This window comes from Microbacterium sp. Leaf436 (assembly GCF_001424715.1).
In the GTDB taxonomy this organism is placed as follows: Bacteria; Actinomycetota; Actinomycetes; order Actinomycetales; family Microbacteriaceae; genus Microbacterium.
In genome coordinates, this window is the sequence record NZ_LMRB01000004.1 from 182,933 (window position 1) to 204,488 (window position 21,556).

At 68.9% G+C, this 21,556-nt stretch carries 18 protein-coding genes and 3 pseudogenes; 9 read left to right on the forward strand and 12 right to left on the reverse strand.

Annotated elements, in window-relative coordinates:
* The first annotated feature begins 18 nt into the window (after positions 1-18).
* The 3 genes and pseudogenes from ASG45_RS13155 to ASG45_RS16625 all read left to right on the forward strand — a co-directional run.
* Positions 19-828 carry a DeoR/GlpR family DNA-binding transcription regulator gene (locus tag ASG45_RS13155; RefSeq protein ID WP_055838443.1) on the forward strand — a complete coding sequence of 270 codons (810 nt, stop codon included), beginning with the start codon at positions 19-21 and terminating at the stop codon, positions 826-828.
* 157 nt (positions 829-985) lie between these two features.
* Positions 986-1,834, forward strand: coding sequence for a class II fructose-bisphosphate aldolase (locus ASG45_RS13160; RefSeq protein ID WP_055838448.1), 849 nt, complete (start codon positions 986-988; stop codon positions 1,832-1,834).
* A gap of 656 nt (positions 1,835-2,490) precedes the next feature.
* Positions 2,491-2,640: pseudogene (locus ASG45_RS16625) on the forward strand (sigma factor-like helix-turn-helix DNA-binding protein); the annotation flags it as partial.
* A gap of 183 nt (positions 2,641-2,823) precedes the next feature.
* On the opposite strand, the pseudogene ASG45_RS16630 reads toward ASG45_RS16625, so the two are convergent.
* Positions 2,824-3,299, reverse strand: a pseudogene (locus tag ASG45_RS16630) (helix-turn-helix domain-containing protein); the annotation flags it as partial.
* A 19-nt stretch (positions 3,300-3,318) separates the two neighbouring features.
* Positions 3,319-3,939 carry an RBBP9/YdeN family alpha/beta hydrolase gene (locus ASG45_RS15980; RefSeq protein WP_082516608.1) on the reverse strand — a complete coding sequence of 207 codons (621 nt, stop codon included), beginning with the start codon at positions 3,937-3,939 and terminating at the stop codon, positions 3,319-3,321.
* A 42-nt stretch (positions 3,940-3,981) separates the two neighbouring features.
* Between ASG45_RS15980 and ASG45_RS13175 the strand changes: the two genes are divergently transcribed.
* The 3 genes and pseudogenes from ASG45_RS13175 to ASG45_RS16640 all read left to right on the forward strand — a co-directional run.
* Positions 3,982-4,239, forward strand: a complete 258-nt coding sequence (locus tag ASG45_RS13175) for an Lrp/AsnC ligand binding domain-containing protein (protein WP_200943420.1) — start codon at positions 3,982-3,984, stop codon at positions 4,237-4,239.
* Positions 4,240-4,439: 200 nt separating this feature from the next.
* Positions 4,440-4,661, forward strand: coding sequence for a hypothetical protein (locus ASG45_RS16635; protein WP_235561620.1), 222 nt, complete (start codon positions 4,440-4,442; stop codon positions 4,659-4,661).
* 21 nt (positions 4,662-4,682) lie between these two features.
* Positions 4,683-4,868, forward strand: a pseudogene (locus ASG45_RS16640) (SRPBCC domain-containing protein); the annotation flags it as partial.
* A gap of 293 nt (positions 4,869-5,161) precedes the next feature.
* Here ASG45_RS16640 and ASG45_RS13185 read toward each other — a convergent pair.
* On the reverse strand, positions 5,162-7,174 hold the full coding sequence (locus tag ASG45_RS13185) for a S1 family peptidase (protein ID WP_055838454.1): 2,013 nt from the start codon (positions 7,172-7,174) through the stop codon (positions 5,162-5,164).
* Positions 7,175-7,346: 172 nt separating this feature from the next.
* Here ASG45_RS13185 and ASG45_RS13190 point away from each other — a divergent pair, with 172 nt between their 5' ends.
* Together ASG45_RS13190 and ASG45_RS13195 are read left to right on the forward strand one after the other, a co-directional pair.
* On the forward strand, positions 7,347-7,712 hold the full coding sequence (locus ASG45_RS13190) for an META domain-containing protein (protein ID WP_055838457.1): 366 nt from the start codon (positions 7,347-7,349) through the stop codon (positions 7,710-7,712).
* A gap of 154 nt (positions 7,713-7,866) precedes the next feature.
* Positions 7,867-8,646: an HAD-IIB family hydrolase gene (locus ASG45_RS13195; protein WP_055838461.1), complete on the forward strand. Its 780-nt coding sequence runs from the start codon at positions 7,867-7,869 to the stop codon at positions 8,644-8,646.
* A 49-nt stretch (positions 8,647-8,695) separates the two neighbouring features.
* Here the strand turns inward: ASG45_RS13195 and ASG45_RS13200 are convergent, their stop codons facing one another.
* From ASG45_RS13200 to ASG45_RS13230, 7 genes are all read right to left on the reverse strand, one after another.
* A complete protein-coding gene (locus ASG45_RS13200; protein WP_055838464.1) occupies positions 8,696-9,517 on the reverse strand; it encodes a siderophore-interacting protein in 822 nt (273 codons plus the stop codon).
* Positions 9,514-10,311: a FadR/GntR family transcriptional regulator gene (locus tag ASG45_RS13205; RefSeq protein ID WP_082516610.1), complete on the reverse strand. Its 798-nt coding sequence runs from the start codon at positions 10,309-10,311 to the stop codon at positions 9,514-9,516. Before ASG45_RS13205 ends, ASG45_RS13200 begins: the two co-directional genes overlap by 4 nt.
* Positions 10,312-10,375: 64 nt before the next feature.
* The gene (gene galE / locus ASG45_RS13210; RefSeq protein WP_055838467.1) at positions 10,376-11,404 is read right to left on the reverse strand and encodes a UDP-glucose 4-epimerase GalE; all 1,029 of its coding nucleotides are present in this window, start codon (positions 11,402-11,404) and stop codon (positions 10,376-10,378) included.
* A gap of 50 nt (positions 11,405-11,454) precedes the next feature.
* A complete protein-coding gene (locus ASG45_RS13215; RefSeq protein ID WP_055838470.1) occupies positions 11,455-12,060 on the reverse strand; it encodes a thymidine kinase in 606 nt (201 codons plus the stop codon).
* Positions 12,061-12,067: 7 nt separating this feature from the next.
* The gene (locus ASG45_RS13220; protein ID WP_055838473.1) at positions 12,068-13,540 is read right to left on the reverse strand and encodes a malate:quinone oxidoreductase; all 1,473 of its coding nucleotides are present in this window, start codon (positions 13,538-13,540) and stop codon (positions 12,068-12,070) included.
* Positions 13,541-13,640: 100 nt separating this feature from the next.
* On the reverse strand, positions 13,641-14,711 hold the full coding sequence (locus ASG45_RS13225) for an aspartate-semialdehyde dehydrogenase (protein WP_055838477.1): 1,071 nt from the start codon (positions 14,709-14,711) through the stop codon (positions 13,641-13,643).
* Between the two features lie 206 nt (positions 14,712-14,917).
* A complete protein-coding gene (locus tag ASG45_RS13230; protein ID WP_055838480.1) occupies positions 14,918-16,204 on the reverse strand; it encodes an aspartate kinase in 1,287 nt (428 codons plus the stop codon).
* A gap of 174 nt (positions 16,205-16,378) precedes the next feature.
* Here ASG45_RS13230 and ASG45_RS13235 point away from each other — a divergent pair, with 174 nt between their 5' ends.
* Positions 16,379-17,776, forward strand: a complete 1,398-nt coding sequence (locus ASG45_RS13235; RefSeq protein WP_055838483.1) for a threonine/serine ThrE exporter family protein — start codon at positions 16,379-16,381, stop codon at positions 17,774-17,776.
* Positions 17,777-17,856: 80 nt separating this feature from the next.
* On the opposite strand, the gene recR is transcribed toward ASG45_RS13235, so the two are convergent.
* Both recR and ASG45_RS16750 read right to left on the reverse strand, forming a co-directional pair.
* Positions 17,857-18,450, reverse strand: coding sequence for a recombination mediator RecR (recR, locus tag ASG45_RS13240; protein WP_055838486.1), 594 nt, complete (start codon positions 18,448-18,450; stop codon positions 17,857-17,859).
* The gene (locus tag ASG45_RS16750) at positions 18,450-21,461 is read right to left on the reverse strand and encodes a DNA polymerase III subunit gamma and tau (protein ID WP_055838489.1); all 3,012 of its coding nucleotides are present in this window, start codon (positions 21,459-21,461) and stop codon (positions 18,450-18,452) included. The genes recR and ASG45_RS16750 overlap by 1 nt, the downstream gene beginning before the upstream one ends.
* Positions 21,462-21,556 lie beyond the last annotated feature (95 nt).

A 21,556-nucleotide genomic window follows, 5' to 3' on the forward strand; every position in this document is an offset into this window, starting at 1 on the left:
GCACCTGGAGCTAGTCCAATGGAGTACCGACCCACTGAAAACGATGCACCGATTGGAAGCCGACGTCAGGAACGGATGCGAATTATTTTGGAGCTGCTGGTCGGGCGTGATGACATGGAGATCAGCGATTTGGCCCACCGTTTGCAGATCTCTGCCACGTCGTTGCGGCGGGACCTTTCCCTCCTCACTTCACAAGGTCTTGTGGCCCGCACTCATGGACGAGTGCGAGTGGTCACCCAGACGATGGAGATCCCGGTGCGGTTGCGTTCATCGCAGGCGACCGTCGCAAAACGCCGGATCGCTCGCTACGCCACCGGCCTGCTCGAGCTAGGCCCTCAGGCCGTCGCGGTCAGCGGAGGGACGACCACCAGCGAAGTCGTAAGAGCCCTTCGCAACCGGCGTGACACCACAGTCCTGACGAACGCACTCTCCATCGCTGTCGAGGCGGTCACGGCTCCGCGACTAAAAGTGATCGTGACAGGGGGATCGTTGCGCGCGAACTCTCTCGAGGCCGTCGGACCACTGACCGAGGCGGCGTTCCGGGCGTTCAACGTGGGGACCGCATTTCTCGGCGCTGACGGTGTCACAGCCCAGTCGGGGGTCACGACGCACGACGAGACAGAAGCACGCGCCAACCGGGCGATGGTGGAGCACGCGCAGCGGGTGATCGTTGTATGCGACGGATCGAAGATTGGACGGATCACTATGACGACAATGGCGGGCCTGGAGCTCATCCAAGACGTGGTCACCGACGACACCGCACCCTCCGACGAGCTCGCACTGATTCGAGAATCGGGGGTGCAAGTGCATGTGGTCAGCTCCTCGTGATCACTCCCATTGAGCATTTGAGGCGACAAGTGAGGGCTAGACAGCCCTGGACTTTAGAGTCGAAGATCGCGGCCGTCCGTTACACGAAAGCCCGGCAGGCATGACCCAGGGTGCCGCACATCTGTGATCCCGGCTCAACGGAAGAGGCTTCAAGGACATGACGACGTTCCGGTCACTCCTCGACAATGCCCGTGCGCATCAATCGGCAATCGGGTCGTTCAATGTCGTCCTGCTGGAGCACGCCGAGGCGATCGCCGGGGGCGCAGCCGCCGCCGGAACTCCGGTCATTTTTCAGATCAGCGAGAACTGTATTGGGTATCACGGCGGCCTGAAGCCGATCCTCGCAGCCACGCAGGCGATCGGTCGAGATCTTCCCGTGCAAGCTCTCGTGCACTTGGACCACATCACGGACGTCGACATGATTCGGCAAGGTGTGGACCTTGGCGTTGATTCCGTGATGTTTGACGGGGCGCATCTTTCGTTTGTCGACAATGTCTCAACAACCGCTCAGGTGGTCGAAATATGCCATCGCGCCGGTGTCGGGGTGGAAGCAGAGCTAGGGGTGATCGGCGGGAAGAACGGCGTTCACGCCCCGGGGGTGCGCACGAACCCGTTCGAGGCCGCAGCCTTTGTCGGCGACACCGGGGTGGACGCTCTCGCGGTCGCGGTCGGAAGCTCCCATGCGATGCAGCAACGTACGGCCCAGCTGGACATCGACCTAATCAACGACATTGCCCGCGCCGTCCCCGTCCCTCTGGTGCTCCACGGTTCTTCAGGAGTGAGCGACGATGACCTCTCCGCCGCCGTGGCATCGGGGATGGCCAAGATCAACATCTCCACCCACCTCAACGGGCTGTTCACCCGGGCGATCCGTGAGGTTCTGCAGGCTGATTCCGAGCTCACCGACCCGCGAAAATACATAGCCCCCGCCCGAGCCGCCGTTGTCACCGAGACGGCGCGACTGCTAACGATCCTGAGAAGTGGGCCACTGCCCCCAAGAGGGTGACGCAGACACCTGAATCAATTACGCTGATTCGGTCCGGACGCAGTTCAACCAAATCGCGCATGGCGGCGACACGCTGGTGCCATACCACGTCACTTTCACGCAGGCCGCATCGAGCGCGCTCGAGGACCAGTCGGACGTGTCGTTCGACGCGCAGCCAGAATCATTACCGCTGACGAACGTCCACGTACTCACGCGTGTTCACGTGCTGGCTGCAGCGGGGATGTCAGCGGGCCGCGAGACACTCTCCGTATGGATCTCTCTTCCGAGGCACCCGGTAACGAGCAGCACGCTGTCGCGCCTCTCTCGCGCCTCGGTGAGAGATGGAGCGCCGCCAAGTACGCACAGTTGGTCGAAGAGATCCGATCCGGCCTGGCCGTCGACAAGATCGCCCAAGCGCATGGGAGGCCGCCCGGGGCATCACTGCTGCCTGCAACCGCCTCTTGCCAACGGAGCAGCGGCCGTCCAGTCGCCAGCACGCCCCCGCCGCGACAAGACGTTACCTCCATGAACATCCCGACGAGCCCCTCGCGATCCGGCCCACGACACCGACAAGAGCCCGCAAGCGCCACCGGGAGGAGTTAACGCCCCTGCCGGAGCCCATCAGTCACGGCCTGGACTCCGACGCGAAGATCGATCTTGGAGATGTGGCCGCTCTCATGTCCGAAGCAATCGCCTGGATTGGGGGACGACCACGTGAGCAGCAGATTCTGCGCGTGCTCGTCGTCTTCGAGGACGCACCTCATACGCTCGCGGAGATCGCTCAAAAGTTTGATCTGAGCACAGAACGCATTCGCCAGATCGAGTCCAGAGGGCTCGCCATCCTCGTGCGCCAGGCGCGCAAGCCCGACACCCCTGGTGCAGTCCTCGCTGCACTCCTTCATCTGCCCGGCCCAGACGCGCCCGACGAAGCGTTTGCTGACCGCGTCGCCACGATCGCCACCTCTGAGTCCGAAGCCCCAGCCCGCGTCGCGATCCCATTTCTACTATGTGCCGCCGTCGGGTATGCGTTCGGTCTTCTTTATGTCGATGTGCACCATGTGGCCGGGCCTCTTGGTGATAATCTTCTGCGGCTCACGGTTGGTGCCACCGTTCGGGTCGATGAACTTCCGCCGGTTCAAGCCGAGTTGCGCCAGCAGTCGGGTGATCGTGCGGCGGCTAACCGGGGTGCCGTCCTGGTGAAGCTCGAACGCGATTCGGGAAGCCGACCACTTGTGTTCCCGGCGCATCGCCTCGACCCGCGTCACCAGTCGGCCTGGTGTGGCGTTGGGCTGGTGCGCGGGGGGAGGGGGGAGGAGTGATCAACCAGCCCGAGCTTGCCGTATTTCTTGTAGCGATTCACCCACTTTGACGCGGTCGCGCGGGAGACGCCCATCTCAACTGCCACGTGCGCGATCGGGCGGGTTCGGCAACGTTCACCGAGTCTTTTGCGCCCCTCGGGATTCAGCGGCGCGTTCCGGTGAGTCACTCGGCAACAGAGGTATAGGTCACCGGGACGCCACCCGATCGAGCAGTTCCCGAGCCGTGGTCCACTCCCTAACACCACTCGCGGAATTGAGATGTCCAAGTTCGCCGGCCACCTTCAGATCGCTTCCCCAGCTACTCGCGAACTCCTCTGCCACTCGGAGATCGCAGTATGGGTCGTTCGTGCTGGCCACGACGACGCTTGGGCAGGTCAGGGGACGAGCTGCAACGTTTACGAAGGTAGGGGCGGCGTCGACGGGGAATGCCTCACTCGTCGGATCCGGCGGTGCAACGAGGAGCGCTCCTCGCGGGTATCGGGAGTTTGTCTGCTGCAACCACTCCGATGTCGCCCAGCATCCGAGGCTGTGCGCGATCAGCACGACATCGCGATCGCGCGACTCGATGACCTCCGCAGCTCGCGCAATCGCTTCGACCCAATCCTGAAGGTCCGGCTGGGACCACGACCCCGGCTCGATACGGATCGCAGTCTCACTGCCCCATTGCCGCTCCCACAGCGTTTGCCAATGCGCGTCATCCGACCCGCCGATCCCGGGGACGATCACGTAACCGACCACGTTCCACCTCTGCTTTCTCGCTGTCCGGGGCCTCCGGTCGTGCCTCGTGATTGAGCATGATGGGATCATCACGAACGTGCACGCTCAGCAAGCGATTTTTAAGCAGTCCGCTTGCGCACGACGCACGCGCAGCTCGGCCCCGCCCTGCAACTCGCATCGCAGACGAACGAGATCACATCGACGCTCCGCGTGACCGGAGAGGACTGCCTCATCTTCGACGTCCACTGCGCTGACGCGGCTCGACTGGAGAGGATCGTCGACTCACTCGCGCGCTACGGCCCCGTCACCACCGCACTCGTGTTGCGCGAATACCCTCCCAAGCCCCTCGCGCCGGGAGACGTCAACAACCTCATGGCCAGCAACATCTAGGTGCCAACGTGCTGCGCCTCAGCCGGCATGGCCGACCTTCCGTGACGACGCACGGGAACTCCCTGCAACACAATCTGCGTGGTGTGTCCTCGCCGCACCGACGGCTGCCTCTATGGTCGACCGCTCTGCCCGAATGGTTAGCTCGAAAAGTGGAACTCCAGTTGGAACCGGCTGTATAGAGCTACCGCTACGGTTGCCTCATGCTGAGTGATTCGGTGCGGGCTTCGGCATCCATCGCGGCGGAGTCGGGCACCGTGTGGCGGTTCTTGACGGTCAACCGCGCCACATGGTGGCGGGACGAGAGCTTCGAGGCGACTGTCGGTTTGCCCCTCAATGAGACGTGGATGGAGGACGGCCAGGCGAGCCACGCCACCGGAATAGTCAAGCACTGCCTGGAGCTGCAGCTACTCGCCTTCAGTTAAAGCGAGCCGGACTGGGACAACCCGCTCGATGTAGTGATCCGCCTCGCACCCGCAGACGGCGCCACAGAAGTCACTATCACCGAGACCGGTTTCGTCCAGGCTCGAACTCCCAATTCTCTCGCCGAGGAACACGGAGACGGCTGGCGTCACCACCTGACCCGGATGAAGCGAGCCTGCGAGCGGAGCTATGAAGGTGACCTTTCCTAGCACATACCCCAACCTTTCTCCGTAACCGCGTGCTCACGAGTTCTCACAGCGACGTGGACGCCGGCAGCTGCGAAGCCCGCATTCTCGGGTCAGCCGGCGAAGCCGAAGCGCGAGGAATGATCCCCGTGCTCTCGCATTCTTCTGCGCCCCTTCGATCAACCGGAATGAACGTGCCCTCCGGGGGACCTTCGAGGACACGACGTCCGCGCGGCGACGGGAACGGCCCACGCGACAAAAAGCACCCCCGGTACCTCCCGAAACGGGGAGGCACCGGGGGTGCTCTTCAGACGCGCTTAGCGGGTTGCGCGGCGCAGACGACGGTAACCGAAGGCACCGAAGCCACCGAGCAGGAGCGCGACAGCACCCCAGGCCAGCGGAGTCGGGTCACCCATACCGGTCACGGCGAGGCCGCCGCCACCGTTGCCGTTGCCGTTACCGGGGTTGCCACCGGGGGCAGGGGTACCGGAGGGCGAGGGCGCCGGGGCGGGAGCCGCGGCGACCGAGAAGCTGACCGAAGCCGAGCTGGAGACGCTGTTGACCGTCTGGGTGGCGACGACCGCGTAGGCGCCTTCACCGAGAGCGTTCTTCAGCACGATCGACCACTTGCCGTCCTTGACGGTGGTCTCGCCGACCTTCGCGTCGTTGATCGTGACCGAGATCGCCGCACCGTTGACACCGGTGCCCGAGACCGAGGTGGGGATCGCCGCACCCGAGTACGAGGCACCGTCCTGGATGCCCGTGATGGTCGGAGCCGACGGGGCGACCGTGAACGACGAGGTGGCTTCGGCCGAGGTCTGACCGTCGCGCGCCTGCGTGGCGGTGACGGAGTAGGTGCCGATGGCGAGGTCGGTGGTGACCGACCAGGTGCCGTCGGCGGCGACCTTGGCGCTGCCCTTCGCGTCACCCGCGAGGGTCACGGTGGCGCCGGCGAGGCCGGTGCCCGAGATCGAGGTGACCTCGTTCTCGACGGTCGAACCGTTGGCCGGGCTCGTGATGACCGGGGCCTCCGCCTTGACCTCGACCGACGCGTCGACCGAAGCCGACTTGTTGAAGCCGTTGACCGCGCGCAGCGAGAAGGAGAAGGTGCCGAGCTTGTCGGGAGCGGTGAAGCTCCAGTTGCCCGAACCGTCGACGGCCACGTCGAAGGTGTCGCCACCCTCGGGGGTGACCTTCAGGGTGGTGCCCGCGGGGGCGGTGCCCGAGATGGCGCCGCCGACGCCGACCGTGCCGCCATCGGCGGGGGTCGTCAGTGCGGGAGCGTCGACCTTCACGGCGACCGAGTAGCCGTCGGTGCGAGCCAGGCCGGCCTGCAGGTCGGCGGCCCAGAGGAAGGTACCGGTCTCGTTACCACCGGAGACCACGCCGACAGCGGTCGTGCCCTGGAAGACGGCTCCACCGGAGTCGCCACCCTGAACGGTGTCGATGTCGCCTTCGACGGCGAATCCGTAGACCCAACGCACGTCGTTCTCTTCGGCGACGCGCATCCAGCCCTCGACGCCGGTGACGTTACCGGTGGTGAGACCGGTCGTGCGGCCCGACTTGGAAGCCGGCTGGTTGACCTGCGCCGAGCCGATGGCGCGGACGTCGGTCGTCGACGCCGACAGGTCCTCGGACGAGGCCGTGGTCCAGTCGGTGATCTCGGGGAGGAGGTCGAGGTCGGTGTTGGTCACATCGATGGTGGCGATGTCGACCGACGAGGTGTCGCCCTCGGCGCCCGGGGTGTTGCCCGGTCCGCCGAACTGCGAGAACGCCAGGGTGCCGAGCGGCGCCTTGACGGCGATGTCGGCGTTGTTCTTGTCGCCGCCGCCGGCCGGGTCGCCCGAGGGGAGCGAGAGCAGGCTCTCGGTGAGGGAGCCGTCGGCGTTGCAGTGACCGGCGGTGATGACCGCGGGGTCACCCTGCGGCGTCCAGCCGGTGAAACCGACCGAGCAGAGGGCGACGGAGTTGCCACCGGCGGGGGAAAGGTATCCGGCGCCGCCGACGAGGTCGTTGGTCGCGGCAGCCTTGATGGGGTCGATCTTCTTGACGACGACGTTCGACTTCGTGTCGACGAACGACTTGGCCTCACCCTGGAGGTCGGCTTCGTCGGCCGTGGTGTACACCACGACGTTGCCCGAGCCGTCCTTGGCGACGCCCTGCACCTGGTCGCTGCTCGTCATGAGCCGCTGCGCGGTGGCATCGAATTCGGGGCCCGTGGTGGGGGCGGTCGACTGGTCTTCACCGGCGAAGGCCACAGCAGGGGCCAGCAGACCGGACGCGGTGAGCGCGACGGCGGCCGATGCTCCGGCCCACCCCAAACGCTTCATGTTTCGTGTCATCGTCTCATCTCATGTGTTTGATGGAAAAACGCACAACGAGAAGGACGGGGATCGCCATTCGGGTCCCCACCCACCTCTCAGCGTCGCGGCCTACCCTACGACAACCTGATAGTTCTTTATGACTTTTTTTCCGCATTCGTTCGTAAATGAGGAGACTCTCATGTTCCCCCGCATTCTCGCCCTCGCCGCAACTGCATTCGTCGGAATCGGAATGGTGTCCGGCGGCGGGCGGATCAATGGGTCCTCCCCCGCCGAAGAAGAGGGTCGCTGGAACGGGCACGGTTCCGAATTCCTCGAGTTCACCGATGGCGATCTGCGCGGCAGCGACGGCTGCAACGGGGTCGCCGGCTCCTACGTGCGCGACGGCGATGCGCTCGAGTTCCGGCGGGGGATGTCGACGATGAAGGCCTGCCTCGGTGTCGACACCTGGCTGCGGACCGCCGCCCGCGCGCGCGTCGACGGCGACACCATGACGGTGTTCGACCGTGACGACACGCGCATCGGCACCCTGACCCGCGCGGCGTGAGACGCCGCAGCTCACCGGGTCACCCACCTCGGCCGTCTCCGCGGTCGACGGGGCGAGCACACCCTCGCCCGTAGAATCGACGAGGCAGCGCACTCCGCCGGCCCGCGCCCCGCACGTCCGCGTGGCGACGACCACCGACCTCCTCAGGAGAACCGTGTCCGACGCCTCGCCCCGCCTCGTCGCCTTCGACCTCGACGACACCCTCGCCCCGTCGAAGTCCGCGATCGATCCGCGCATCGGCGACCTGCTCCTGGCTCTCGCCGAGCGCGTCGAGGTCGCGATCATCTCGGGTGGGCAGCTGCAGCAGTTCCGCAGCCAGGTCGTCGAGCGTCTGCCGCAGGCCGACCCGGCCCTTCTGGCACACCTGCACCTCATGCCCACGTGCGGCACCCAGTACTACCGCCTGTCGACCGACGGCATCGAGACCGTCTACGCCCACTCGCTCACCGACGACGAGAAGCAGCGCGCCCTGGCCGCCGTGAAGGAAGAGGCCGAGCGCCTGGGGCTGTGGGAGGCCGAGCCCTGGGGCGACATCCTCGAGGACCGGGGCTCGCAGATCACCTTCTCGGCGCTCGGACAGTCGGCTCCCCTCGACGCGAAGATGGCGTGGGACCCGACGGGCGAGAAGAAGAACGCCCTGCGCGAAGCCGTCGCCGCCCGCATCCCCGATCTCGAGGTGCGCTCGGGCGGGTCGACGTCCGTCGACATCACCCACCGCGGCATCGACAAGGCCTACGGCATGAACAAGCTCGCCGAGGCCACCGGCATCCCCCTCGACGACATGCTTTTCGTCGGCGACCGCCTCGACCCCGACGGCAACGACTACCCCGTGCTGGCGATGGGCGTGGAGTGCCAGGCCGTGCACGGGTGGGAGGACACCGCCGCGTTCCTCGAGACGCTCGTGCCCACACTGCCGGAGCGCACCGGCGCCTGACGTCGCGCCCGGCTCGGTGAGCCGGGCCGAGGCCGCGGCGATGCCCGTGTCAGAGGATCTGACCGATCGGCTCGCGCTTCTCGGCCTGGAACCGGTCCTCGGTCCGGCCGTAGGCCCAATAGCCCGACAGCGAGACCTGATCGCGGGCGAGACCCCACCGGGTGAAGACGATGTCGCGCAGGGCTTTCATCGCCTCGCGCTCCCCGTGGGCGAACACCTGGCCCCGCCCCGGAAGCGGATGCCACGAGCCCACCGCGTCGGCCAGCACCGCTGACGCACCCGCCTGCGCTGCGCCGCGGTACACCCAGTGCACCTCGACGCCGGCCGGGGCGACCAGCTCGACCTGCTCGTCGGCGTTCTGCACCTCGAGGAAGGCCATGCCCACGGCATCCGGGGCTAGCGCCTCGAGACCGGCGGCGATCGCGGGGATGGCGGACTCGTCTCCGACGAACAGGTGCCAGGCGGCCGCCGGGTCGGGCGCATAGCCTCCCCCGGGTGACGACACCACCAGGCGGTCGCCGGGACGCGCAGACGCCGCCCAGGGGCCCGCGAGGCCCTCGTCACCGTGCACGACGAAGTCGATGGTGAGCTCGTCACCGTCGACCCGACGCACCGTGTAGGTGCGGGTGACCGGAAGATCCTCGGGACTCAGCGTCTCGCGCAGCGCCGCCAGGTCGTACGGCGGCTCCAATCCCAGTTCCGCCTTGGCGAACGTGATCTTGACGTACTTGTCGGTGTGCGGGCTCTCTCGGAACGCGGCGAGGTCGTCGCCCCGTGCCCGCACGCGCACGAGGTGCGGCGTGAGCCGCTCCGTCGCGACGACGTGCAGAACGTGCTGGGGGCGCGGCGGGCGCGCGGGACGGTCGGTCATGAGGGGTCCTCTCTCGCGGGCATCGAGGCCCGGTCCACGGTCGCGGCGTCTCGCGCCGCACCGGCGACGGCGGCGTCGCCGCGGTCGTCGGGACTCAGCGCGACAGCCACCTGGGCGTAGTAGTCGGCGATGTGCGCTCGCACGCTCTCGCGCGCCTGCGCGGCCTCGCCCGCCGCGACGGCGGCGACGATGCGGCGATGTTCGCCGCGCAACCGGGCGGCGGTGGCGGGCCAGTCGCTCAGTCGCGCGGCCCCCGCCTGCGTGTACGACTCGATGGAGCTCCGGAGCCCCGCCATCATCGCCGACACGACCGCGTTGCCGGACACCTCGGCGAGCGCCTGGTGGAAGCGCGCGTCGAGGGCGAGGAACTCGACGGGGTCGAGGTCGGCGGCATCCATGGCATCCAAGATGCCGGTGACCTCGGTGAGGTCGGCGTCGCCTCGGGCGAGGCGCTCGGCGACGTCGCACTCGAGCACCACGCGGGTGCGCACGACGTCGGCCAGTGGGAAGCCGTTGGCGGCCACCTGCAGGCGCAGGAACGCCCCCAGTCCCCCACGCGGTGTGGTGACGATCATCGCCCCCGCGTTCGGTCCCGAGCCGGTGGCCGTGCGGACGACGCCCAGCACCTCGAGCACGCGGATGGCCTCGCGCACGCTGGAGCGTCCCACCCCGAGCTGGGCGGCGAGTTCGCGCTCGGGCGTCAGCCGATCACCGGCGGTGAGGCGTCCATCGCGCAGGTCGGCCTCGATGCGCTCCAGGACGACCTGCCAGGCGCGCGGTGCGGTGTCCGGCATGGCATCCCCCGTTCGACCGACCGAGGCGGCGTGGCCGGACCACACCACCTTACGTGTGCCCTCTTCAGGAGGCGTCGGCGCTCGCGTAGCCCGCCGGATTGGTCGTCTGCCAGTTCCAGTAGTCGCGGCAGGCGTCGTCGATCGAGAAGCGCGTGCGCCACCCCAGGACGTCGGCGGCCTTCGTCGGGTCGCAGTACGTCGCGGCGACGTCGCCGGGACGACGGTCGAGCATCTTCTTCGGCAGATCGTGGCCGACCGCCTTCTCGAACGACGCGACGAGTTCGAGCACGCTCACGGGGCGACCGGTACCGAGGTTGAACACCTGGTGACCGGGCTGCGCCTGCTCGAGGGCGGCGACGTGCCCCTCGGCCAGGTCGACGACGTGGATGTAGTCGCGCAGGCCCGTGCCGTCGGGGGTGTCGTAGTCGGAGCCGAAGACGCCGATCTCGTCGAGCGTTCCGATCGCGACGCGCGACACGAACGGCATGAGATTGTTCGGGATGCCGGCGGGGTCTTCGCCGATCAGGCCCGACGGGTGCGCCCCCACGGGGTTGAAGTAGCGCAGCACCGTGACGTTGAGCTCGGGGTTCACGCGCGCCACGTCGGCGAGCACGACCTCGTTCATGCGCTTGGACTTGCTGTACGCGTTCGACAGGTCGACGCTCGTGGTGGACTCCTCGGTGAACGGCAGGTCGGCCGGGTCGGAGTACACCGTGCCGGTGCTCGAGAACACGAACGAGCGGATGCCGTGGGCGATACCGGCGCGCAGCAGGGCGAAGGTCGTGTCGAGGTTGTTGGAGTAGTACTCCAGGGGCTTCTGCGTGGATTCCCCCACCGCCTTGAACGCCGCCAGGTGGATGATCGCGTCGATCGGGCCGTGCTCGTCGAAGACGGTCGACACGACGGCGTCGTCGGCGGCGTCGCCCACCACGAGCGGCGCCGGCTTGCCGGTGATGCGCTCGACGCGCTCAGCGGCGACGGCGTGCGTGCCCGACAGATCGTCGAGGAGGACGACGTCGTGCCCGGCTTCGAGAAGGGCTACGGCCGTGTGGGTTCCGATATAACCGGCACCGCCGGCCAGGAGTACGCGCATGACCCCAGGCTATCGCCCGGCGCCCGCGGCCCTCGCAGCGGGGCGCCCGGTCAGCGACCGTCGAGCCGCCCGCCCGACTCGCGCAGGTAGCACACGGCGCACATCGACTCGTAGGTGACCTCGCCCGCGATCTGGCCCTCGTCGATCGCGACCTGATCGCCGTCGAACACGAACCGCCCGCCGACCAGCCGCGCGTTGAAGATCGCCTTGCGCCCGCATCGGCAGATGGTCTTGAGCTCTTCGAGGCTGTGGGCGATCTCCATGAGCCGCGCAGACCCCGGGAACGCCTCGGTGCGGAAGTCGGTGCGGATGCCGTAGGCGAGCACCGGGATGCCGTCGAGCACCGCGATGCGCAACAGGTCGTCGACCTGCGCGGGGGTGAAGAACTGCGCCTCGTCGACCAGCAGGCACGCCACCGGGGCGTGCCCCGCCGCGCTCTGGAACACGGCGCGGAGATCATCGTCGGGAGCGACCAGGAAGTCGACCGGGCGATTCACACCGAGCCGGCTGTCGATCTGGTCGGCACCCTTGGTGTCGATCTCGGGTTTGGCCAGAAGCACGCGCTGGCCGCGCTCCTCGTAGTTGTACGCCGCCTGCAGCAGGGCCGTCGACTTGCCCGAATTCATCGCCCCGTAGCGGAAGTACAGCTTCGCCACGACGACCTCAGGCGTTGATCTTGAGCGCCTGGGCCGTGGCATCCAGCTCTGTGCGGGCGGCCTCGGGACGCGTGTTGAGCGTCTCGCCGTAGCTGGGGATCAGCGTGCGCAGACGCGGCTCCCACTCGGCCATGCGCTCGGGGAAGCACGTCTTGATGAGTCCCAGCATGATCGACACGGCGGTCGAGGCTCCCGGCGAGGCGCCGAGCAGTCCCGCGATCGAGCGGTCTTCGGCGGTGATGACCTCGGTGCCGAACTGCAGCACGCCACCCTTGTCCTTGTCGCGCTTCATGACCTGGGCGCGCTGACCGGCGTCGAGGAGCTCCCAGTCCTCGTCCTTCGCGGTGGGCATGAACTCGCGGAGGCTGTCGACCTTCTTCGCGTGCGTTTTCACCAGCTCGCTCACGAGGTACTTGATGAGACCGGGGTTGTCGACGGCCACCTTGAGCATCGGCAGCAGGTTGTGCGGACGCACCTGCGTGACGATGTCGAGCATCGAGCCGTTCTTGAGGAACTTGGGGCTGAAGGTCGCGAACGGGCCGAACAGCAGAGCCGATTCCCCGTCGACGACGCGGGTGTCGAGGTGGGGCACCGACATGGGCGGCGCGCCGACCGACGCCTGCGAGTAGACCTTGGCCTGGTGCTGGGCGACGATGCCGGGGTCGGAGGTCTTCAGCCACTGTCCGCCGATCGGGAAGACGCCGTAGCCCTTGATCTCGGGGATGCCCGAACGCTGCAACAGCTTGAGCGCCCAGCCACCGGCCCCCACGAAGACGAACTTCGCGTTGATCGATCCGGGCGTACCGCCGATGACGTGGCGGTACGAAACCTGCCACGACCCGTCCTTCTGCTTCTTGAGCTTCTTGACGTCGTGGTTCGTGGCGACGTCGACACCCTTCTCGCGCAGGTTCGTGAACAGCTGGCGCGTGAGCGAGCCGAAGTCGACGTCGGTTCCGGCGGGGACGCGCGTGGCGGCGAAGGGCTCACCCTTGCGACGCTTCTGCATGAGCAACGGAGCCCACTGGTTGATGACGCGGGAGTCCTCGCTGTACTCGATGCCCGCGAACAGGGGCTGCAGCTTGAGCACCTCGTAGCGCTTGCGCAGGAACGCGACGTCTTTCTCGCCGCGGACGAACGTCATGTGCGGGGTGGCGTTGATGAACGTCGACGGCTCGTCGAGCACGCCTTCGGCGACGAGCGAGGCCCACAGCTGGCGGCTCTGCTGGAACTGCTCGTTGATGGCGACGGCCTTGGCCGGGTCCATCGAGCCGTCCTTGCCCTCGGGCATGTAGTTCAGCTCGCAGAGCGCCGCGTGTCCGGTGCCCGCGTTGTTCCAGGCGTTGGAGCTCTCCTGCGCGACGTCGCTCAAGCGCTCCAGCACAGCGATCTTCAGATCGGGCTGGAGGTCTTTCAGCAGCGTGCCGAGAGTGGCGGACATGATGCCGCCACCGATGAGGAGAACATCGACGTTTTCAGTCACCCGACGATTCTAGGTGCGCGCCGAGAGGTGTCTCGACATCGAGAGATCGGTCGGTTCGATGTCGAGACAACCCCGGGTAACGGCATCCGGATGCCGAGGCTCAGACCGTGGCGGAGAGCTTCTGCGCGACGATCTCGGCGATCTGCACCGCGTTCAGCGCCGCGCCCTTGCGCAGGTTGTCGTTGCTGATGAACAGCACGAGCCCCTTGCCCTCGGGGGCGGACTGGTCGGCGCGGATGCGTCCGACGTAGCTGGGGTCGGTGCCGGCGGCCTGCAGCGGCGTGGGGACCTCTTCGAGGCGCACGCCGGGGGCCTCGGCGAGCAGTTCGCGCGCGCGCTCAGGGGTGAGATCGCGGGCGAATTCGACGTTGATGCTGAGCGAGTGACCGGTGAACACGGGAACGCGCACGCACGTGCCGGCGACGCGGAGGTCGGGGAGCTCGAGGATCTTGCGGCTCTCGTTGCGGAGCTTCTTCTCTTCGTCGGTCTCGTTCTGGCCGTCGTCGACGAGGTTGCCGGCGAAGGGGATGACGTCGAAGGCGATGGGCGCGACGTACTTCTCGGGCGCCGGGAAGTCGAGAGCCGAACCGTCGCGGACGAGGCGCTCGACGCCGCCCTGGGCGAGCACGCCCTCGACCTGACCGAGCAGCTCCTGCGCTCCGGCGAGACCGGAGCCGCTGACGGCCTGGTAGGTGCTGACGATGAGACGCTCGAGGCCGGCCTCGGTGTCGAGCACCTTCAGCACGGGCATCGCGGCCATCGTCGTGCAGTTCGGGTTGGCGACGATGCCCTTGACGGCCTGGTCGATGGCGTGGGGGTTGACCTCGCTCACGACGAGGGGCACCTCGGCATCCATGCGCCAGGCGCTGGAGTTGTCGATGACCAGGGCGCCCGCCTCGGCGAAACGCGGGGCGTGCGCGCGGCTGCCGGTGGCACCGGCCGAGAACAGCGCGACCTCGACACCGGCGGGGTCGGCCGTGGCGACGTCTTCGACGATCACGGAGTGACCGGCGAACTCGATGGACGAGCCGGCGGAGCGGGCCGTCGCGAAGAGACGGAGCTCGCGGATCGGGAACGCACGCTCGGCGAGGATCTCGAGCATGACGGTGCCGACCTGGCCGGTGGCGCCGACGACGGCGAGGGAGATTCCGGAATCGGAGATGCGGGTCATGCGAGGTCCTCGGGTGTTCGGGAGTGGATGCCGCGAACGCGGCGTTCGGGTCAGGCTAGCGCGCGGGCCGGGACAGGTCGCTGCCGGAGGCCGAACTCCGGAGAAGTCGACCTGGATGCGCCGGTGGATGGCGGTATTGCGCGGATGCGCGCGAGCGGCGCAGCGGAACTCAGGAGTTTCGCACCCGCGACGCAAGGACGGGAGTGTCAGCGACCGGTGCCGGCGTGGATGGTGGCCTCGGCCTCGCCGTCCAAGCCGTAGGCGGTGTGCACGAGGCGCGCGGCCTCGGCGAGGTCGACGCCGCGCACGACCACCGAGATGCGGATCTCGGAGGTCGAGATCATCTCGATGTTCACGCCCGCGAGGCTGAGCGCCTCGAACAGGGTCGCCGAGACGCCCGAGTGGGTGCGCATGCCGGCGCCCACGACCGAGAGCTTGCCGATCTGGTCGTCGTGCACCAGGCTCTCGAACCCGACCTCGGACTGCTCGCCGGCGAGGGCGCGCAGGGCGGTCGCGGCGTCGGTCTTGGGAAGCGTGAACGAGATGTCGGTGCGAGCGGTCGCGGCGGCCGACACGTTCTGCACGATCATGTCGACGTTGGCGCCGGACTTCGCGACGATCTTGAAGATGTCGGCGGCCTTGCCGGGGACGTCGGGAACACCGATCACGGTGATCTTGGCCTGGCTGAGGTCGGTGGCGACGCCGGCGACGATGGGCTCTTCCATGGTGGCTCCCTCGGGGACGAGCGGGGACTTCTTGGAGGCGTCGAGCACCCAGGTGCCCTCGCCCGCGCTGAACGTGGACCTCGCGTGGATCAGCACGCCGTGACGGCGGGCGTACTCGACGGCGCGGATGTAGAGCACCTTCGCGCCGTTGGCGGCGAGCTCGAGCATCTCTTCGCTGCCCACGCGGTCGAGCTTGCGGGCCAGCGGCACGACGCGCGGGTCGGCGGTGAAGATGCCGTCGACGTCGCTGTAGATCTCGCACACGTCGGCCTTCAGGGCGGCGGCGAGCGCGACGGCGGTCGTGTCGGAGCCGCCACGGCCGAGGGTGGTGATGTCGCGGGTGTCGCGGTTGAAGCCCTGGAAACCGGCGACGATGACGATCGCCCCCTCGTCGAGGGCTTCGCGCAAGCGCACGGGGGTGACGTCGACGATGCGGGCGGCGCCGTGCGTGGCATCCGTGATCATGCCCGCCTGGCTGCCGGTGAAGGAGCGCGCTTCGAAGCCCATCGAGTGGATCGCCATCGCCAGCAGCGCCATCGAGATGCGCTCACCGCTGGAGAGCAGCATGTCGAGCTCGCGGGGGGCGGGGATCGGCGCGACCTGGTTCGCCAGATCGAGCAGTTCGTCGGTCGTGTCGCCCATGGCGCTGACGGCGACGACGACCTCGTGACCGGCGCGACGCGTGTCGACGATGCGTTTCGCGACCCGCTTGATGCTCTCGGCATCGGCGACGGAGGAACCGCCGTACTTCTGGACGATCAGCGCCATAAGAGGAACTCCCGGATGGGTCGGGCGTCGGGATGCCACGACGGGGCGCTCGGATGCCGCGCCCGAGGACCCATCCTAGGGGCGGCCGCATGCCGCCCCCGTCATGCGTGCACCCAGCCCCGCGCGGATAGGATCGAGCCCTCCCGCCCGGTTCGTGTTCCTGGAGGCCCGCGGTTGTCCCCCACCTCGCGTCGACTGCTGTCGTCGCTTCGCCGTCTCGTGCACACCGACGACGAGGCGAGCCCCGACACGCAGCTGCTGCCCGTCATCGACGAGGCGCTGTCGACGCGCATCCTCGACCTCGCGATCCGCATCGGCGAGACCATGCTCGTCGTCGGGGCGCCCGCCAGCGAGGTGACGCTGACGATCGTGCGGGTCTGCGGCGCGTACGGACTCGACCCGGTGCACGTCGACGTCACCTACAACTCGATCACGATCGCGCACAGTCGGCCGGGGGCGAGCCGCCCGACGACGCTGCTGCGCGTGGTGCGCGGATCGGTGCCCGACCACGCCAAGCTCCAGCGCCTGCAGGCACTCATCACCGAGATCACGGGCGGGCTGGCGCTCGATGATGCCATCAGCCGGTGCCGCGCCATCCGGCGTCTGCCGTTCCGGTACCGCCCCGCGATCGTCATCGCCTCGCAGGCGTCGCTCGCGGCCGGCGTCGCCATCATGTTCGGGGCGAACTGGCTCGCCCTCGTGCTGTCGTTCATCGCGGCCGCGCTGGCGGCCACGACCCAGCACCTGATGGCCCGCGCGCGCGTGCCCTACTTCTTCGCGCAGATCGCCGGGGGTTTCGTGCTCACCGTCGTCGCCGCGCTGTCACCGCTGCTGCAGTACACCGGGCTCGACGCCGCCGCGGCGATCCGCCCGTCGGTGATCGTGGCATCCGGGATCGTGCTCATGCTCGCCGGGCTCACCGTGGTCGGCGCGGCCCAGGATGCCATCGACGGATTCGCGCTGACCGCGACCGGGCGCATCCTCGAACTCACCACGCAGACGCTCGGCGTGGTGCTCGGCATCCTCGCGGGCCTCGAGACCGTGCGGGTGATCGGACTCGGGATGTCGCCGCCGTCGAACGCCCTGCCGCTGGGCCCCGTCACCGTGCAGTTCATCGGCGCCGCGGTCATCGCCATCGCCGTGGCCGTCTTCAACGGCGCCGGCGCGCGCATCATCGTCGTCAGCGCAGCTCTCAGCCTGGTGGCCTGGGCCGGGTACGTGGGCGCCTCGACCCTCGGGTTCGAGGTGGCGGCGGCCAGCGGGCTGGGCGCTTTTATCGGAAGCTTCATCGGGATCGTGGTCGCCTATCGCCTGCACGTGCCCTCGGTGGCGATCACGACGGCGGCGATCCTGCCCCTCGTCCCCGGTGCCGCGGTCTTTCGCGGACTGCTCGGCATCGTCGAGTCGGGCGACGACCCGGCCGTGCTCATGACGGGCGTCACCACCCTGGCCGGGGCGGCCACGATCGGTATCGCCCTGGCCGTGGGGGCCTCGCTGGGCATCTACCTGGGGCAGCCGTTGCGGGCGACGTTGTCGAGTGTCGTGCGGGCGCGTTCGCGGACGCGGCGGTAGGCGCCGCCGCGTCGCGCGGGTCGGGCGGCAGCAGTCAGAGCGTGCGGCGGCCCTCGGTCAGAGCGTGCGGCTGGCCGCGGTCAGAGCGTGCGGCGGCCCTCGAAGGCGCGACCGAGGGTGACCTCGTCGGCGTACTCGAGGTCGCCGCCGACGGGCAGGCCGGAGGCGAGACGCGTGACGCGGATTTCGAGGGTGTGCAGCAGCCGACTGAGGTACGTGGCGGTGGCTTCGCCCTCGAGGTTGGGGTTGGTGGCGAGGATGACCTCTTGCACCGTTCCGTCGGCGAGACGCTGCATGAGCTGCGTGACGCGCAGGTCGTCGGGACCGATGCCGGCGATCGGGCTGATCGCGCCCCCGAGCACATGGTACAAACCACGGAACTCACGGGTGCGCTCGATCGCGGAGACGTCCTTGGCGTCTTCGACGACGCAGATCAGCGCCGGGTTGCGCCGCGGGTCGCGACAGATTGAGCAGCGGTCCTGTTCGGAGACGTTGCCGCAGATCTCGCAGAACTTGACCTTGTCACGGATTTCACCGAGCAGCGTCGACAGTCGCGACACGTCGAACGAGGGCGACTGCAGGATGTGGAACGCGATGCGCTGGGCCGACTTGGGCCCGATGCCGGGCAGGCGTCCGAACTCGTCGATCAGGTCTTGAACGATTCCGTCGTACATCAGTTGAACCTCGTCGGGGGCTCGTAGGGCTCGTCGCGCACGTAGGTGGCGCTGAGCATCTGGCGGACGACCGCCTCGCCGTAGCGCTGGACGCCACCACCGAGCGGTGCCATGCGCGGCACGACGACGGGCGGCAGTGGCGCCTCGACCTCGTCGGCGGGCGGGATGACGTCGTCGTCGTCGACCTCGTCGGGGGCCGGAACGGAGGCCACGACATCGCGCGGGGGAAGGACGGCACCCTCGCGAACGACGACCGCCTCAGCCGAGCCCGCCGCGTCGGCCGGTTCGTCGTCGACGGCGAGAGCCGTGGTCGGGGCGATCGGCGCACGCCGCGCCTCGGGGGCGGCACCACCGGACGTGGGGATGGGAGCGACGGCCCACTCGGTGACCGATGACGCGTACGGCGCCGACGACCGCGCGCCCGACGGGCTCGCCGACGGGGGCGGAGGGCTCGCAGGGCCAAGGGAGGGTCCTCCGGGGCGTCCCGGACCCGTACCACCGGCTCCGGGCGCGTCGCCCTCGAGACGGGCGAGGTACTTCACCCGCACGCCCAGCACGGCCTGGATGGCCTGGCGGAGGTCTTCGCTCGGGCCTCCCTCGGGGGTTCGCGTCTTGAAGGCGCCCAGGTCGCTCGCCGTGCGGAACGACAGCGTGAGCACATCGTCGTCGAAGGCGGCGACGGTCGACGTCGAGACCACCAGCCACGACGAGCGGCTCGCCACCTCGAGCTGGCCGAGCACTTCGGGCCACGCGTCACGCACGTGGCCCAGCTCGATCGGCCCGACGGGCGTGGCCGGCAGGGTGGGGGCCGACGGTTCGAGCGGCGATGCCTCGGGGGCCGCCGAGGCGTCCGGGGCGTCCGCCGTGAGGGCATCCGTTGCAGGTTCCGTCTGCGCGGGAGGTTCCGCCGTAGGGGCTTCGGTCGCGGGAGCATCCGTCGCGGGGGCTTCCGTCGCGGGAGCATCCGCCGCAGGAGCATCCGCCGCGAGAGCATCCACCGCGGGAGCATCCGCCGCGTCGGCCGAACCGGTGTCGGTGGGGGCGGCCGGGAACGCGTCGACGTCGGACGCGTCATCGGCGGCAGTCGGCGCCGTGTCGAACGGGTGCGCCTCTTCGGCCGGCGCGGGGCGCGACCCGGCGGACGAAGGTGACATGGTGTCGGACGCCGCCGCGGGCGGCGAGCTGGCGGCCGCCGTCGGACGGGACGTCACCGGCTCCTCGGTTTCGGCCGCGGGGGCCGTGCTCGAAGCCGAAGCCGTCGGGCGACCTGCTCCCGAACGAGCACCGGACCGGAACGACCCGGTGTCGACCGGCGCACCGTCGTCGTCGCCGTAGGGCGGAGGAGCATCGTCGTCGGTGAACGGCGGCGGCGCGTCATCGTCGGACGTGTTCGACGCGGGCGCCGGGGTCGGGGTGGAACGCGGCGGCTGCGCGGCCCCCGGCGACGCGACGGCGGGTGCCGCGGATCCGGGCGCGGCGACCGTCGGCGATGCGACTCCCGACGACGCGACGCTGGGTGAGGCGATGCCCGGCGACGCGATGCCCGGCGACGCGACGTTCGGCGAGGCGATGCCGGGTGACGCGATGCCCGGTGCGGCCACCGGCGCGGTGACGCGCGTGGGAGCTGCGACGGCTCCCGACGAGGCGGTGCCGGGGTTCGCGACCCCCGGCGCGGATGCGCCCGGAGAAGCGACGCGGGGCGACGCCGCACCCGGCGACGCAACGCGCGGAGCGGCAGGCGATTGAGCGGCAGGCGACTGGGAAGCAGCCGGCGCGGCGATCTCGCCCGCCGGCGAGGCGGGACGCCCCGTCGCCGGTGCGGAGGTGCGCGAGGCTTCGACGTCGTGCGCGGTGGCGGGAGACGTCCCCTGCGACACCCCGGCGTGGGTGAGCACGCGCGCGACCAACAGCTCGAGCTGCAGACGCGGTGACGTGGCCCCCGTCATCTCGTCGAGGGCGGCGACGACGAGGTCGGCCGTGCGCGACAGACGCGCGGTACCGAAAGCGGTGGCCTGACGCGACATGCGCTCGAGCTCGTCATCGGGGACGCCGCGCAGGACGGCCGCGGCTCCGGCCCCGGTGGCGGCGACGATGATCAGATCGCGAAGGCGCTCGAGCAGATCGTCGACGAAGCGCCGGGGGTCTTGGCCGGTCTGCACGACGCGGTCGATGGAGGCGAAGGCGCCGGCGCCGTCGTTCGCGGCGAACGCGTCGACGACCTCGTCGAGCAGCTCTGAGTGGGTGTACCCCAGCAGGGCGACGGCGCGTTCGTACCGCACGAGCACTTGTCCGGCCTGCGCGGTCTCGGACCCCGTCGAGGGGTCGGACCCCGCGATGAGCTGATCGAGCAGCGAGAGCGTGTCACGCGGGGATCCCCCGCCGGCTCGGACGACGAGAGGCAGGACTCCGGCCTCGACGGCGACGCCCTCGGTCTCGCAGAGTTCTTGGACGTACTCGAGCATGGCCGCCGGCGGAACGAGCCGGAACGGGTAGTGGTGCGTGCGCGAGCGGATGGTCCCGAGGACCTTCTCGGGCTCGGTGGTGGCGAAGATGAACTTCACGTGCGCGGGGGGTTCTTCGACGAGCTTGAGCAGAGCGTTGAAGCCCTGCTGCGTGACCATGTGGGCCTCGTCGAGGATGAAGATCTTGAAGCGATCGCGGGCCGGCGCGAAGATGGCGCGTTCGCGCAGGTCGCGCGCGTCGTCGACACCGTTGTGGCTGGCCGCGTCGATCTCGACGACGTCGAGCGACCCTCCCCCGCCGCGACCGAGCTCGACGCAGCTGTCGCAGACGCCGCACGGGGTGTCGGTGGGACCGGCCGCGCAGTTGAGGCAGCGGGCGAGAATGCGGGCCGAGGTGGTCTTTCCGCACCCGCGCGGACCCGAGAACAGGTAGGCGTGGCCGACCCGGTCGCTGCGCAGGGCGGTCATGAGCGGGTCGGTCACCTGGGACTGCCCGATCATCTCGCCGAACGCCTGCGGGCGGTATCGGCGGTACAGGGCTGTCGTCACCCGAACAGCCTACGGCGTACCTCCGACATCGCCTCCGCGGCCTCGTCCGTCGGGGTTCGAAACCTCGACAGCGCGCCGCGAGCGCAGGCACAGCG